This window comes from Gluconobacter sp. Dm-73 (assembly GCF_018256215.1).
In the GTDB taxonomy this organism is placed as follows: domain Bacteria; phylum Pseudomonadota; class Alphaproteobacteria; order Acetobacterales; family Acetobacteraceae; genus Gluconobacter; species Gluconobacter cadivus.
Map to the genome: position 1 here is coordinate 72,519 of NZ_JAERLW010000005.1, position 14,340 is coordinate 86,858.

Sequence of the window (14,340 nt, forward strand, 5' to 3'; positions counted from 1 at the left end):
TGTCATAAACAGCTCATCCGACGAGCTGACGCGCCGCCGGAACGGATCGTACCGCCAGAGGTCGCCCAGTCCGGGGGCTGACGGTCGGGGACGTGAAAGTCCTTCCCAATGCGTCACCTGGGTCAGACGGAACTATCCCGTCGCCGGTCCGTATGAGTCTCCATCTCATCCGGATGCGGGTTAAGCCCCGGGCGAAAGGAGTCGAAGACCATGGCATCCCCAGCCGTCATTTCAGTGGGTCCAGAGAACAATCTCACCCGCTATCTTCAGGAAATCCGCAAGTTCCCCCTGCTGACCCCGCAGGAAGAGCTCGATCTTTCCCGCCAGTGGCGCAAGAACGAGGATACAAGCGCGGCACACCGCCTCGTCACGTCCCATCTGCGCCTCGTTGCCAAAATCGCCATGGGTTATCGTGGCTATGGCCTGCCGGTGAACGAACTCATCAGTGAGGGCAATATCGGCATGATGCAGGCCGTGCGCCGGTTCGACCCGGAGCGTGGTTTCCGCCTTGCCACCTACGCCATGTGGTGGATCCGCGCCGCCATGCAGGAATACATCCTGCATAGCTGGTCTCTGGTGAAAATCGGTACGACCGCCTCACAGAAGAAGCTGTTCTTCAATCTGCGTCGTCTGAAAGGACAGATGCAGGCGATTGACGACGGCGATCTGAAGCCAGAGCAGGTCAACTCCATCGCGACCACTCTGGGTGTGCCGGAACAGGACGTCATGTCCATGAACCAGCGTCTGGCCGCACCGGATCACAGTCTGAACGCACCGCTCCGCATTGATGGCGAAGGCGAATGGCAGGACTGGCTCGTGGACGACCACGACAATCAGGAGCAGACCTATGCTGCTTCTGAAGAGTTTACGGGCCGCAAGGCGCTTCTGGATCAGGCCATGATGACGCTGAACGAGCGTGAGCGTCACATCCTGAGTGAGCGGCGCCTGAAGGAAGAGCCCTCCACTCTGGAAGATCTCTCCCATCATTATAACGTCTCACGCGAGCGTATCCGTCAGATCGAAGCGCGTGCCATGGAGAAGCTCCAGAAAGCCATGGCCGCGGAAGTGGAACTGCGCCGCCGGGAAAACGGCCTTCAGGCCTGAAGCGACACATCACGAAAAAAGCCCGTTGGGATATCCCGACGGGCTTTTTTATGATGGCTGATTGACCCGCGCCTATCCGGCACCAGTCCAAAATTTCAGAAATAGGGCGTCTGGTCCGGCTTTGAGGGGGAGAGAAGCATACCCGTCGGGCGCCCACTGTGGATGGGTTCGCCCGTAGACGGTGGTGCGGGTGCTGTCGGCGGCTGATCGTAAGCCTGACAGCCCGCGAGACCGCATAATAGAAGACAGGCGGACAGCCCTCTTCTCCACATCGCCACTTCTCCATAAAAAAAGCCGAGAAGGTTGCCCTCCCCGGCTTTCGTTCAGGTGAGCCCCAGATCGTGGCCCGCAGAACGCAGAACCTCGATCCCCGGCAGGATTTTACCTTCCAGCCATTCGAGGAAAGCCCCGCCAGCCGTAGAGACATAGGTCATCTGGCTCACGACGCCTGCATGACGCAGGGCCGAGACCGTATCGCCGCCACCAGCGATCGTCTTGAGCTTGCCCTCTTCGGTAAGCTGCGCGGCATACTGCGCGACATCGACGGTCGCCTTGTCGAAAGGCGCGATCTCAAATGCACCGAGCGGACCGTTCCAGACCAGCGTTTTGAGCGTGTCCAGACGCTCACGGATCAACTCAACCGTGCGCGGACCAGCATCGAGAATCATCGCATCGTCCGGGACTTCGCCAATCAGGCAGGTCTCGGTCGGGACATTGGCCTTGAACTCGCGCGCCACGACCGCATCGACGGGCAGGATGATTTCGCAGCCTTTTTCCTGCGCGAGATGGGCAATTTTCCGCGCTGTCTCGTGCATGTCGGCTTCCTGCAGGGACTTGCCCACATTCATGCCTTCAGCCGCGAGGAACGTGTTGGCCATCGCACCCGTAATAAACAGCGTGTCCACCTTCTCGATGACATTCCCGATCAGGTCGAGCTTCGTCGAGATCTTGGAACCGCCGATGATCGCACCGACCGGGCGCTCCGGGTTCTCCAGAGCAGCCGACAGCGCGCTCAGTTCCGCCTGCATCAGACGCCCGGCAAAAGACGGCAGGTCGTGCGCCACGCCTTCGGTCGAGGCATGGGCACGGTGTGCAGCCGAGAACGCATCATTGACGAAGATGTCGCCGTTCTGTGCCAGAGCCTTGGCGAAGGCCGGATCATTGGCCTCTTCACCCGCATGAAAGCGCGTATTTTCGAGGACGATAATGTCCCCGTCCGCCATCGCGCCGACTGCGGCTTCCACGGTCGGGCCGACGCATTCGGCGACAAAGCCAACCGGCTGTCCGAGGATCTGACCGAGCTTCAGCGCGATCGGACGCAGCGACAGAGCCGGGACGACCTGCCCCTTGGGGCGGTCGAAATGGCTGAACACCACGACGCGCGCGCCTTTGTCGGCCAGTTCGCGGATCGTGGGCGCAACCCGTTGCAGGCGGGTGTCATCGGTGATGACGCCATCATGCATCGGGACGTTGAGGTCGGCGCGGACCAGCACGCGCTTGCCGCGTGCGTCCACACCATCAAGGGTGCGGAAGGCCATCACTCACAGGCTCCCGAACAGGGCAGCCGTGTCGGCCATACGGTTGGAGAAGCCCCACTCGTTGTCGTACCAGGAGCAGACGCGCACCAGCTTGCCACCATCGACCAGGACCGTCTGCGTCGCGTCGAAGATCGACGACGCCTTGTCATGGTTGAAGTCCGAGCTGACGAGCGGCGCTGTGTTGTATTCGAGGATACCCTTCAGGGAGCCTTCGAGCGAAGCGGCGCGAATGGCTTCGTTAACGGCTTCGGCGGACGCCGGAGCGCGCGTCGGGACGAAATCCAGCGAGACGACCGAAACATTCGGCGTCGGAACACGGATGGAGGTTCCGTCCAGCTTGCCCTTCAGGTGCGGTAGAACCAGACCGACTGCCTTAGCTGCACCCGTGGAGGTCGGGATCATGTTCAGGGCTGCGGCGCGGGCGCGGCGCGGATCCTTGTGGAGGGTATCCACCGTGCGCTGGTCGCCCGTGTAGGAGTGGATCGTGACCATGTAGCCGCACTCGATCCCGAAGGCCTTGTCCAGAACGGAGGCCACGGGTGCAAGGCAGTTCGTGGTGCAGGACGCGTTGGAGATGATCTCCATGTCGGGCGTCAGAACGTCGTTGTTCACGCCGAACACGATCGTCGCATCGACATCTGTAGCCGGAGCGGAAATGACGACGCGCTTCGCACCGGCTTCAAGCAGGGCAGCGGCCTTTTCGCGGGACGTGAACAGACCCGTACATTCCATCGCCACGTCGACGCCCTGAAACGGAACCTGTGCCGGGTTGCGCTCGGCCGAGACCTTGATCGGACCGTAGGTGCGGCCATTCGCTTCGATGATCAGGCTGTTACCCTCGGCACGGACCGTACCCGGAAGGCGGCCATGCGTGCTGTCATAAGCCAGCAGATGCGCGTTGGCCTCGACGGAACCCAGATCGTTGATGGCGACAACCTCGACATCCGTACGACCGCTCTCAATGATGCCACGCAGCACCAGCCGTCCGATCCGTCCGAAACCGTTGATCGCGATTTTTACAGCCATGACCTGCCCTACTCCGTTTTTTGAAAACTCGGGCATCCTCCATAGCACCGCCACAGCAGAGCGACAGGGGGCATCAACAGTTTTTCATGAAGTTGACTCTATAATCTTGCTCAAACCCTCCGTTCCTGCGACGGTTCCGCACGATATGGCACCATTTGTCCGACATTTCCGTTCGCAGCGGGGCTTTGTTCCGCATTCCGCACTCCTGATGGGAGGGCTGCTGCTGGCCGCACCCCTGCTGTCGGGGTGCAAGTTACTGGACCAGCGTACGTTTAATCCGAACGCGGGCAAACCTCCACACCCCTATATTCCGCCCGCACCTCCGGCTCCCCCACCGCATGCTCCGTTCCTGTCAATTCCAGACGGCACGCCGGAATCCGCATACGGCCCCATCGTCGAACGGGCCGCGAAAACTGCCCTGGCACGCAAGGCAAATGTCCTGTTCATCGTGCAGGCTTTCGCACCACCCCAGCCCAATCCGGACGCGCAGGCACAGGCTCTGACGGACGTGACCGATCATCTGGCAGCGGGTGTGGCAGCTCATATTGAAAAAGCCGGTGCCCAGTCCATCCAGATCGAAATGCACGCCATGACTGATCCGTCGGCCACAAAACCGTTCGTCCGTGTGGATGTTCGCTGAAGGCCATAAACGACAGAACACACCACGAATTGCCGAAATGCAGTGTCTCAGCGCCGTACTTTTTCAGGTTCGGCGCCAAGGATAGTTATTTCGCGGACACATCGCGTGTGGTCTGATTGATCAGAACGAAACTCACGACAGCCTGACAGGTCAGAGTAGCCGCGTCAGCAGCAGCCCCAGCACCAGGCCGATCGCAAGCAGGATCAACCCATTCCGCAGACGAGTTCCGATCGGTGCTCGTTCCGGCGCAATATTCAGCGCCACGCTGTCTCGAAGTGCGGCCATTTCTTCCTGTTGCGCGCGGGCTTCTTCCTGCTCCTGCCAGATCCGGCCACTCATACGCCGGATATAGTGCCCAGCATCGGCAGGTGTCGTGGCAGCATGATCCACAACACGCTCGGCGAGCGTCCGGTTGGCCGTATGTCCCACACCCAGAACGCGATGCGCCGGACAGACCGCCAGTGCTTCCATCACCTGTGGGCTTTCAAACACCACGAAATCCGAGGCATCCCCGCCGCCGCGGATCAGGACAACGATCTCTTCGCGACAGGTGCCAATCGCTTCCGCCAGACGGCCGGGATCGTTCATGGCCGTGGGCAGGCTTCTGACACGTTCCGGACGCCACGCGCCGCCAAGCGCCTGAAGAAAGTCTTCCGCTACCAGTGCACTGGACGCTGCCGAGTGGATCAGCAACAGGCGTGCCTCGGGCCGGGTTGGATACGGATGCGAGGCACAAGGCAGTCCGCGCAGAACGTCGAGTACGGAGCGTTCGGCACGCTCGACCTTTTGCCGCGCAGGATCGTGAAGTTCAACGGCCACCGCCTCGAAACGCAGCACAATCTGCCCCCGATATTGGCGCGCCCGCAGCATGCCCGTCACATGGACATAATCACCGGGCCCGACACCCGCTCGCGCCAGAACGGATTTCTGCACCTCCAGCGACAGGGCAGTCCCGAACTGCGGATCGGTCAGCGGAAGCTGGTAATATTTAGGATAGGAATTGGGCGCGGCATCTCCAAGCTGCCCCGCCACAATCAGCGGGAAACCCCAGTCGTCGAAGGCCGCACAGATTTCTTCCAGCCGCGCAGAGAACAGGTCCTGAACCTGTAGCGGCGAGAGAACTGTCAATGTTGTGGTGTCTCCTGCCCCGGAAGATGAGCGGGAGCGTCTCGGAAAAGCGTCCATTCATCACCATATGGAGAAAGAACAAATGTTCTTACAGGGGGATTGCGTCCTCTCACGCGATTTTTTGCCTGTTTTTCAGAAGGTTGTGGATCAGTGAGCCGTTTTGACCCCGAAGATCTCTTCGAACGCCTCGCCCGGTCCCGTTTCCGCTCACGCTTTCATCTGGACGATCAGGCCCGACTCTATCTGGAAAGCCGGGGCCTTGATGCGGTCATGGAGCATGGGGCAGCGTTCATCGCCGAACGCCTCGCACCGGCACATCCTCCGCGTGACGGCAAACAGACTCCCATGCGCGGTCATCCGGTCTTCATCGCCCAGCATGCTACGGGGGCCTGTTGCCGCAGTTGTCTGTCGAAATGGCACGGCATGGGGCTGGGCAAACCACTGACATCAGAACAGCAGAAACAGATCCTGTTTGTGCTCAAATGCTGGATCGAGCGGGATTTTGGGGCGAGCATCCCCGGAAGCCCGGCACAGGGAGCGTTATTCTAGCAGTCCCATCCCATGGCTCATAATGTGACTTTACTCCAAGTTAAGAAACTTCCTGATAAATATTTCGTCTTTAGTACAGATAGAAAATTCTGAATTACCCACGCAAAAATTATCAAATACGATTTTCAGGACCAGCCCAATGAAAATAACGTCTCTTTCCAGTATGATGCTGTCCTCTGTCCTTTTATTTCCGACAATCGGACAGGCCTGCTCAAGCCTAGCGATTACGGATAACAAAGGCCATGTTTTTCATGGACGCACATTGGAGCTTCCTGAAGATCTGCCGTCATGGGTGACTTTCTATCCAGCACAAACGGCGTTCCAGAAAAAAGCGCCGAACGGCAGTGCCGGAGCGCATTACAAGTCTCTCTATCCCATTCTGGCGATTACCACGCCCGTCTATGATGATGGTGACGACCACAACATGCTTGAGGGTATGAATGGGGCGGGCCTGTCTTTCAGCGCCAACATGGTGCCGGACGCCACCCTCACTCCACTTGCGGAATCAGACTACCGGGAATCCATTCCTGTAACATCGCTCGGGGAATGGGCACTGGCCAATTTCGCCACCGTGGAGGATGTCCGAAAGGCCGTGGACAATGGGCATTTCTGGTCTCCCGTTCTAGCCAGACTAGGTGGTGTGAAATCGCCTTTTCATTTTGCGTTTTACGATAAAAACGGCGGAAGCATCGTCGTCGAGACGCTCAATGGAAAATTCCATGTCTATGACAACCCCACAAAGGTCATGACGAACGGACCGGATTTTCCGTGGCATCTTCAGAACCTGAACAATTATACGCAGCTGACCAATCAGGACAGATCTGCCGCCACTTTGGGGGGCGTCGAGGTCGTCCAGCCGGATAGCGGGATTGCGGCCTCGGATCTGCCATCCTCAGACACCTCTGTCGGGCGTTTCATTCGTGGCGTTTACTACACCAGCTATGCACCGGTGGCCCAGTCATCAGGGGATGCGGTCAATATTCTGGCGCATATCATGAACCGGTTTGATCGCATGAAGAACATTACTACCGATACGCTTGGCGGCGAAACACAGAAGAAAGCCGGCAAAACGGTCTCTGAATACACCGTCTGGACGGCACTCTCTAACCTGAGCGACGGAGTGATGTTCGTCCGGGGATATAAGGATATCAGTTACCGGAAATTCTCACTCCAGACGTTTCACGACACGCCAAAACCGGTCTTTGAAAAAATCAACGACCGGGATCTGGCGGTACCTTACTAAGTCATCAGTCCGGCTGACGCCGTGGAACGAACCGTTCTGCGGCGAAGATCAGCAGGAGCGCGCCTGCCCCGAGAATAATCTGTGAGCGCGTTTCAGGCTGGATCAGCATGGCGACCAGCGTGCAGGCAATCAGCACCAACGCCGCATAGGCCCTCCACGCAGACTCCCGCACCAGTTTCAGACGTCCAGCCACGATCATGGTGTTGTTGAACACCATGAACCCGCCCGTCAGACTGACGAGCAGCCCGAAAATCAGCGTTGGCGACAACACGGCCACGGCTGCGACGAAAATGGAGGCCAGCGCACTCACCAGAATGGCCCGACGGGGGAGTTTCGTGGAGGTATCCACCGTCAGGAACAGCTTGGGCGCAGACCCGGATTCTGCCAGTTCGTACAAAATACGCGATGTCACGTAGATCCCGGAATTGAGGCTAGACAGCGCCGCCGTCATGACCACGACCGCAAGAGCCACATCCGCGAACGGTACATGCAGACGGTGCAGCACCAGCAGGAACGGCGAATAGCCTGACACCACATCGCTCCACGGCACCAGACAGAGGACCAGCGCGATCGAGACGATATAGAACCCGCCGATCCGCAGCGCGATGGAGCGCGTGGCGCGGACGATATTCTGCTCCGTATTGTCGGATTCAACGGCTGCGACGGTGGAAATCTCGCTGCCGCCCATGGAGAACAGGATGGTCGGAATGACTGCCAGCAGTGCCAGCCAGCCATGCGGCAAAAGACCGCCATGTGCGAACAGGTTTTCATGCACCGGAATGGGGCGGCTCAGCAGCGCCCAAACACCGATCCCGATGAAACAGACAATCGCCAGAACTTTGATGGCCGAGAACCAGTATTCGAATTCCCCGTACCCTTTGACGGACATGAGGTTCACGCCCGTCATCAGGGCCATGATGAGCACCTCGATAACGGCATAAGGCAGCGGAATATAGGGAGCGAGCATTGTCGCGACCGCGATGACTTCCACGGCAATCGCAATGATCCATGTCAGCCAGTACGCCCAGCCCGCGACAAAGGCTGCACGCTCCCCAAGCGCATACTGGATCTGCCCCAAAAATGAGGCCCGTCCCGGCACTTTCAACGCCAGATCGCGCATCATCAGATTAACCAGAAACACCAGCGTTCCGGCCAGCGCATAAGAGAGCAGGACCGCAGGGCCACCCAGCGAGAGTGCCGCGGACGCCCCGATAAAATATCCTGCACCGATCACCCCACCGAGGGCGATCATGACGACATGGCGCGTACGCAGACTGTGGGCAAGCTGGTCGGGCTGACTCATGGACAAAAGACTTCCTGCTGTGGACGGGATGGGCGTTTCAGACCGGAAGATCCCTGTTGTCCGCCAGGGTTTCCATGGTCATGTAGGACGTGATGGCATCGAGTTCCACCTTGCTGATGATCTGCTGATACACACGATCGAAATCGTTCATGTCGCAGGCCACCACCTTCAGAAGATAATCGTATTCGCCCGCGATCCGATAAAAATCAACTATGTTCGGGATCGAACCGACAACCTTACGGAATGTCTCGAACCATTCGCGGGAATGGTGACGCGTTCGCATCAGCACGAACACCGTTAGCGTCAGGCCCAGCGCAGTTGCATTGAGGCGGACCGTATCATGAGCAATCACGCCATCCTCGCGCAGGGCGTTCAGCCGCCGCCAGCAGGCATTCTGCGACAGCCCGACCTTCTCGGCGAGTTCACGTTGAGAGGGGGTACCCTGTTTTTGCAGGATTCTCAGGATCGCCCTGTCTGTCTGATCGAGTTTTCTGGCCATATCGCATCATATGACCACAAAAAGGATTTTTTATCCTCAAAAAAGAAGCGGTTTTCGCGCGTTTGGTCGGTCTATCGTTTCTCTATCACGCAGGGGAAAACATCGCGCCATGGAAACGATCGGCAATCTCGACAACAGCACTGCCATTCTTGAACAGTTCGAGCAGACATTGCGCAGCAACGGGCTGGCAGCGCTCGCCAAAGGCGTGATCGGTGATGGTGCGAAATTCTCGACGCCGTTCGGCACGCAATCCCTGCTCTACGCCGATTATGTTGCCTCCGGACGTGCGCTGAAGCAGATCGAGACGTTCATCATGGACGAGATCCTGCCATTCTATGCCAACAGCCACACCGAAGCCTCCTTCTGCGGCGCCTACATGACGCGGCTGCGCAACAGCGCCCGCGCAACCATCGCGCAGCTATGCCACGCCCCCTCCCCCGATTTCACGACCATTTTCATGGGCAATGGCGCAACAGCAGGGCTGAATCGTCTGGTACATCTGCTTGAAATCCCGGCTCTCTGTGATGCCGGACAGCGGCCGATCGTCTTTATTGGCCCTTACGAGCATCATTCCAACATCCTGCCCTGGCGCGAGAGCGGTGCGGAGATCGTCGAAATTCCTGAGGCAGCCGAAGGCGGGCCCGACCTGTCTATTCTGGAAGAGGCCCTGAAATCCTGCCCGGCGGACCGTCTGAAAATCGGCTCGTTCTCGGCCGCCTCCAACGTCACGGGCATTCTGACGGATGTGAACGCCGTCACGGCCCTGCTCAAACGGAATGGGGCCCTGTCGATCTGGGATTATGCAGGCGCTGGACCGTACTGCCCGATCGACATGCAGCCCGGAACGCCGTTCGAGAAAGATGCAGTTGTCGTTTCCTGCCACAAATTCATCGGTGGCCCTGCGGCTTCTGGCATTCTGATTGTGCGCAACGCCGCAGTCTCGCGCACATTGCCCGTTCTTCCGGGCGGAGGCACCGTGCGGTTCGTCTCGCCGTGGAACCACGACTATTCCGCCAATCTTGCGTCCCGCGAGGAAAGCGGCACGCCGAACGTGATCGGGGACATCCGTGCCGCGCTGGCCTTCATCGTCAAGGATGTCATCGGAGACGCCTATATGGCGCAGCGCAATGCGGAACTGCGCGCCCGGGCCGTGAAAGCCTGGAGCAGCAATCCCGCCATCGAAATTCTGGGCCACCCGACCGCTGCTGCGCTTCCGATCTTTTCATTCCGGATCCGCGATGTGAAGAACAATGTGTTCATCCATCAACAGCTTTTCACGCGCATGCTGTCGGACCGTTATGGCATTCAGGTGCGGGGCGGCTGTGCATGCGCGGGGCCGTACGCGCATCATCTGCTGGGGATCGACGAGACTGAGTCCGGCCAGATCCGTGGTGCCATCCTATCTGGTCAGGAAATCGAGAAGCCGGGCTGGACACGTCTGAATTTCAGCGTGCTGATGGATGACGCCAAGGTTGAACGTATTCTGGAGGCCGTCAACGAACTCGCCAGCAATCCCTGCGAAACCGCCGCACAATATGACTGCGACATCACCACGGCACGTTTCCGGCCGAAGGCGGCGGCCTGACGGTCAGAAAAGATAGGCGATCTTCATGTAATAGGCGTTCGTTTCCGGCACGTTCCGTCCTTCGACCGAATGGGAATAACGAGGCGTGAACGACAGGCGTTTGGTGATGTAAAACATCGCACCGACGCCCAGCGCCGTTTCGCGGCTGCTCGAATTGGCGACCCAGAGATTGGATGTGTTGTCGTGCATGCCGCCGCTGTTCTGCCAGTCGAGCGAAAAGAACGGCTCAAAACGTGACGTGGCTTTCCAGCTGAAACGCAGGTTCGTGTAAAACACGTTGCCGGGCGAGTAGCTGTGCTCGCCATTGCGGTGTTTGGTCGAACTCACGACGCTGCCCAGATCGCCATCGAAGCTGAAATGCTTCCATTCGTAGTCGAAGATGATGCTCGACAGGTTCGCCCAGTAATGCATCGCCATGGAATCCCGCGTCCCTGACGGGGTTTCCATAAAGGTCTGGATGCCGAGCGTACTGTGTTTATTGGGCTTGAACCATGCTGCAGGGCCAACGATCGTCGTCCCCAGACCGCCCCAGTTCTGCCCGTTGGCCAAAGTATAGGCCTCGGACTGGATCAGCTCGAAGGCAAAGCTGACATGCGGGATCGCGTCGAAGCTACGGAAATGTACGTATTTCGTCATGCCGCTCCAGGTATGGCTGCCGCCATGAGCCCGGCGCTGGCCACCGCTGTCATAAACTGAACCGGCAGCATTTCCGTCGCCGTACTGCACGACGACGTTGAATGGCTTGAAATCCACCGGCAGGTCGTATTCGTGCGGGCCGATGATGGCCAAGGGAATATCCGCGCCATGAGCGGCAAAACCCGGAACAAGAGCAACAGCAGGCAACCAGGCGGTCAGGGCACCAAGACGCACTCCGAGCGTGAATTTGCGACGCATGACGTGAATTTCCATAGAGATTGAGCGGGAGTGTGGAGCGTGTCCTCAGGGGGACACGCTCCGTCCGTAAGTGGGCGATCAGTGCGCGCTCGCGCTCTGGTCTCCATTCAGGCTGTAGGCGATGATATAATCACCGCTGCGGGTGCCAAGGCCCCCATGACCACCTGCGGCGATCACAACATACTGCTTCCCATCAATTTGATAGGACATCGGTGTTGCCTGTCCGCCTGCGGGCAGACGGTCCTGCCAGATGACCTTGCCGTTCGACATGTCGAAACCGCGCAGGTAATCGTCGGCCGTCGCTCCCATGAAGGACACGCCGCCCTTCGTCAGGACGCTGCCGCCGATGTTGTACATGCCGGTCGGAAGCGGAAGGTTGTTATGCGTCCGGAAAGGACCCGTATCGCGCGTGGTGCCGACAGGGTGCTGCCAGACGATTTTCTTCGTCACCAGATCGATGGCGGTGATCGTACCCCAGACCGGTCCCTTGCAGGGGATCTGAAGCGGATTTAGCCACGGGCTGGTATAGGCGATATAGGGTGTGCCGTAGTCCGGAGACACGCTCAGCGCATCGCCCTTGGCTTCCGGCTTGTCGCCCTGACCATTCCACTTCGGCAGAATACCGGCGTTTTCGGCCTTCTGACGTTTTTCCAGACGAATCCGGAACGGCAGGTAGCTCGCATTGGCGATCAGCAGTTTACGCTGCGGATCGATGGAAGCGCCCTGCCAGTCCACCACACCATAGAATGCCGGATAGACAATCGTCGTCTTGCCGACATGCGGCGGCGTGAACTGACCTTCGTAAGCAGACTGACGGAACTGGATGCGGCAGATCATCTGATCCAGCAGCGTCGCGCCCCACATGTCGCTTTCCTTCAGGTCCGGCGGCGTCAGGGACGGCAGACCGACAGCGAAAGGCTGCGTCGGCGTCACGTGATCGTCCGATGCGACACCTGTTGTCGGAACCGGACGTTCCTCGACCGGATAACCCGGAACCGGCTTGCCGGTGCGACGGTCCAGAACGAAGAACTCTCCGCGCTTCGTGCTCTGGATCAGAGCCGGAATGTTTTCGCCATTCGGGCCGGGCAGATCGACCATGGACGGTCCGATGGCCAGATCCATGTCCCACAGATCGTGATGCACGGTCTGGAAGGTCCACCGGCGTTCACCCGTCTCGATATCGAGGGCAATCGTGGCGCTGGAGGTCGCATCGTCGAACGGACGGCGCGAGCCACCCCAGTTATCCGGCGGCGAGTTGCCCATCGGCAGGTACAGAAGACCCAGTTCCGGATCGGCTGTGTAAACGCCCCATGCGTTCGGGGTGTCACGCGTCAGCTCGTCGTTCGGGCCGGGTTTCCAGTTTTCCGGGTTATGACCGGCATCCCACGCCCATTCGATCTCGCCGTTGATCGGGTTGAACGCACGGATTGCGCCGGAGGGCTCGAAATTCGCCTGATTGTCGAAAATCCAGCCGCCCAGAACCACGCGATCCTTCACCACCAGCGGCGGAGACGTCACGAAGTGGAAGCCATGCGGCACATGACCGAGATACTGGCGCAGGGAAATGAAGCCGTGTTCACCGAAATCTTCGCAGGGCTTGCCGGTTTCAGCATCTACAGCCAGCAGGCGCACGTCGCCAACCGGGGAGAAAATGCGCTTCTGGCAGGCCTTGGAGCCGTCAGGAGCCGTATAGTCGTCCGGCGCCTTGTAGTAAGATACGCCACGGCAGGCCAGATAAACGTTCGCAGCCAGATCCTCTGCAGCAGGCTTGGGATCGAACTTCCACTTCACCTTGCCCGTCTTGGCATCGAGAGCCATGACCCAGTTATGGGGCGTGCAGAGATAGAGCGTGTCATCGACCTTGATCGGGGTGACTTCAAGGTTGAACTCGTGGCCCTGATCGGGGCCTGCAACAACGCCTTCATCGGCCTTCTGAACGTCACCCGTACGGGTCACCCAGGCGCGCTTGAGGTTGCTGACATTCGCAGGCGTGATCTGGGCCAGCGGGCTGTAGCGGTCTCCACCCACCGTACGGCCATAGGCCGGCCAGTCGGCGTCGGGCGTGTCCTTGGCCGTCAGGTCGGACTGGTTGGTCGCGGCCATACGGTCAGCGGGGAGCGTGCCGTTGATGGAGTAGGACGTGAAGCAGCTTGCGATAATCGCAATCATCGCGATCACGGCAGAACCGAGAAGCTCGCGCTTGTCCGAAACCCAGGTCTGACCGGTCCGCCACACCCATGGCAGCAGCATCCAGGCCGCGATCCCCACGAGCGTGAAGAGACGGACTTCCAGACCCCAGATGTCGAACCCGACTTCGAAGACAGACCAGATGGTCGCCACCAGCAGCAGTGCAGCGTACAGACGCGCGCCCAGCAGCGGATTGCGGAAGCTGACACCCGCGGCGGCAAGCATCACAAGGCCCATCAGGGCATAGAACCACGAACCACCGAGAACGAGGAGATATCCTCCCCCTCCCAGCAGGAAAAGCCCGACAACTGCGAGCAGGATAGAGGTTAATGGAGACATTACCCTCTGGAGTGAAGCAGACATGACACCTCGTTCTTGCGAAAAACGAAAACCATTCTCTCTGAAATGATTTGTTTTTCCTGATCATCGGCGGAACGCGTTACCGTTAGCGCTCCGTCATGGCTGTGACGGACGGGACAGCTCTGTTCGTACGTCAGGAGCGGCAATGACCGGCGCTTGCAAAAGCTCCGGCTTTCATGCCTGTGTCCCTTCCGACCCACAGCACTGAACCGGAAAAGAAAGGAGTATTGCGTTACCGATGGCCTGCGAAGAAACACACCCGATACGCAACGCTTCGCCTTTTC

12 protein-coding genes are annotated in these 14,340 nt (G+C 59.0%); 5 read left to right on the forward strand and 7 right to left on the reverse strand.

Annotation, left to right across the window (positions count from 1 at the left end; translation table 11 throughout):
• The first annotated feature begins 210 nt into the window (after positions 1-210).
• A complete protein-coding gene (rpoH, locus tag JK176_RS06725) occupies positions 211-1,104 on the forward strand; it encodes an RNA polymerase sigma factor RpoH (RefSeq protein ID WP_194262523.1) in 894 nt (297 codons plus the stop codon).
• Positions 1,105-1,427: 323 nt separating this feature from the next.
• Here rpoH and JK176_RS06730 read toward each other — a convergent pair whose 3' ends face one another.
• Positions 1,428-2,642 (reverse strand): phosphoglycerate kinase, encoded by a 1,215-nt coding sequence (locus tag JK176_RS06730; RefSeq protein ID WP_211587167.1) that lies wholly within the window; start codon positions 2,640-2,642, stop codon positions 1,428-1,430.
• 3 nt (positions 2,643-2,645) lie between these two features.
• Complete coding sequence (gene gap, locus JK176_RS06735) at positions 2,646-3,668, reverse strand: type I glyceraldehyde-3-phosphate dehydrogenase (protein ID WP_211587168.1); 1,023 nt, start codon at positions 3,666-3,668, stop codon at positions 2,646-2,648.
• Positions 3,669-3,813: 145 nt separating this feature from the next.
• On the opposite strand from gap, the gene JK176_RS06740 reads away from it, so the two are divergent.
• Positions 3,814-4,308 carry a hypothetical protein gene (locus JK176_RS06740; RefSeq protein WP_211587169.1) on the forward strand — a complete coding sequence of 165 codons (495 nt, stop codon included), beginning with the start codon at positions 3,814-3,816 and terminating at the stop codon, positions 4,306-4,308.
• Between the two features lie 150 nt (positions 4,309-4,458).
• Here the strand turns inward: JK176_RS06740 and JK176_RS06745 are convergent, their stop codons facing one another.
• Complete coding sequence (locus tag JK176_RS06745) at positions 4,459-5,436, reverse strand: exodeoxyribonuclease VII large subunit (RefSeq protein WP_249194295.1); 978 nt, start codon at positions 5,434-5,436, stop codon at positions 4,459-4,461.
• Between the two features lie 150 nt (positions 5,437-5,586).
• Between JK176_RS06745 and JK176_RS06750 the strand changes: the two genes are divergently transcribed.
• Positions 5,587-5,985 (forward strand): DUF4186 domain-containing protein, encoded by a 399-nt coding sequence (locus JK176_RS06750; RefSeq protein WP_211587171.1) that lies wholly within the window; start codon positions 5,587-5,589, stop codon positions 5,983-5,985.
• 139 nt (positions 5,986-6,124) lie between these two features.
• Positions 6,125-7,228, forward strand: a complete 1,104-nt coding sequence (locus tag JK176_RS06755; protein ID WP_249194298.1) for a linear amide C-N hydrolase — start codon at positions 6,125-6,127, stop codon at positions 7,226-7,228.
• Positions 7,229-7,232: 4 nt separating this feature from the next.
• Here JK176_RS06755 and JK176_RS06760 read toward each other — a convergent pair whose 3' ends face one another.
• Complete coding sequence (locus JK176_RS06760) at positions 7,233-8,531, reverse strand: amino acid permease (protein WP_211587172.1); 1,299 nt, start codon at positions 8,529-8,531, stop codon at positions 7,233-7,235.
• 37 nt (positions 8,532-8,568) lie between these two features.
• On the reverse strand, positions 8,569-9,030 hold the full coding sequence (locus JK176_RS06765) for an Lrp/AsnC family transcriptional regulator (protein WP_062031049.1): 462 nt from the start codon (positions 9,028-9,030) through the stop codon (positions 8,569-8,571).
• Between the two features lie 109 nt (positions 9,031-9,139).
• Here JK176_RS06765 and JK176_RS06770 point away from each other — a divergent pair, with 109 nt between their 5' ends.
• Positions 9,140-10,615 (forward strand): aminotransferase class V-fold PLP-dependent enzyme, encoded by a 1,476-nt coding sequence (locus tag JK176_RS06770; protein ID WP_211587173.1) that lies wholly within the window; start codon positions 9,140-9,142, stop codon positions 10,613-10,615.
• 3 nt (positions 10,616-10,618) lie between these two features.
• Here JK176_RS06770 and JK176_RS06775 read toward each other — a convergent pair whose 3' ends face one another.
• Entirely contained in the window at positions 10,619-11,509 is an 891-nt protein-coding gene (locus JK176_RS06775) for a transporter (protein ID WP_194262516.1), read from the reverse strand.
• A 78-nt stretch (positions 11,510-11,587) separates the two neighbouring features.
• Positions 11,588-14,059, reverse strand: coding sequence for a membrane-bound PQQ-dependent dehydrogenase, glucose/quinate/shikimate family (locus tag JK176_RS06780; protein WP_211587174.1), 2,472 nt, complete (start codon positions 14,057-14,059; stop codon positions 11,588-11,590).
• Positions 14,060-14,340: the final 281 nt, after the last annotated feature.

Excerpts from the sequence above, each read along its gene's own strand:
- rpoH (WP_194262523.1), top strand. The coding sequence starts at position 211 with ATGGCATCCCCAGCCGTCATTTCAGTGGGTCCAGAGAACAATCTCACC.
- JK176_RS06775 (WP_194262516.1), bottom strand. The coding sequence starts at position 11,509 with ATGCGTCGCAAATTCACGCTCGGAGTGCGTCTTGGTGCCCTGACCGCC.
- gap (WP_211587168.1), bottom strand. The coding sequence starts at position 3,668 with ATGGCTGTAAAAATCGCGATCAACGGTTTCGGACGGATCGGACGGCTG.
- JK176_RS06780 (WP_211587174.1), bottom strand. The coding sequence starts at position 14,059 with ATGTCTGCTTCACTCCAGAGGGTAATGTCTCCATTAACCTCTATCCTG.
- JK176_RS06765 (WP_062031049.1), bottom strand. The coding sequence starts at position 9,030 with ATGGCCAGAAAACTCGATCAGACAGACAGGGCGATCCTGAGAATCCTG.
- JK176_RS06770 (WP_211587173.1), top strand. The coding sequence starts at position 9,140 with ATGGAAACGATCGGCAATCTCGACAACAGCACTGCCATTCTTGAACAG.
- JK176_RS06730 (WP_211587167.1), bottom strand. The coding sequence starts at position 2,642 with ATGGCCTTCCGCACCCTTGATGGTGTGGACGCACGCGGCAAGCGCGTG.
- JK176_RS06760 (WP_211587172.1), bottom strand. The coding sequence starts at position 8,531 with ATGAGTCAGCCCGACCAGCTTGCCCACAGTCTGCGTACGCGCCATGTC.
- JK176_RS06755 (WP_249194298.1), top strand. The coding sequence starts at position 6,125 with ATGAAAATAACGTCTCTTTCCAGTATGATGCTGTCCTCTGTCCTTTTA.
- JK176_RS06740 (WP_211587169.1), top strand. The coding sequence starts at position 3,814 with ATGGCACCATTTGTCCGACATTTCCGTTCGCAGCGGGGCTTTGTTCCG.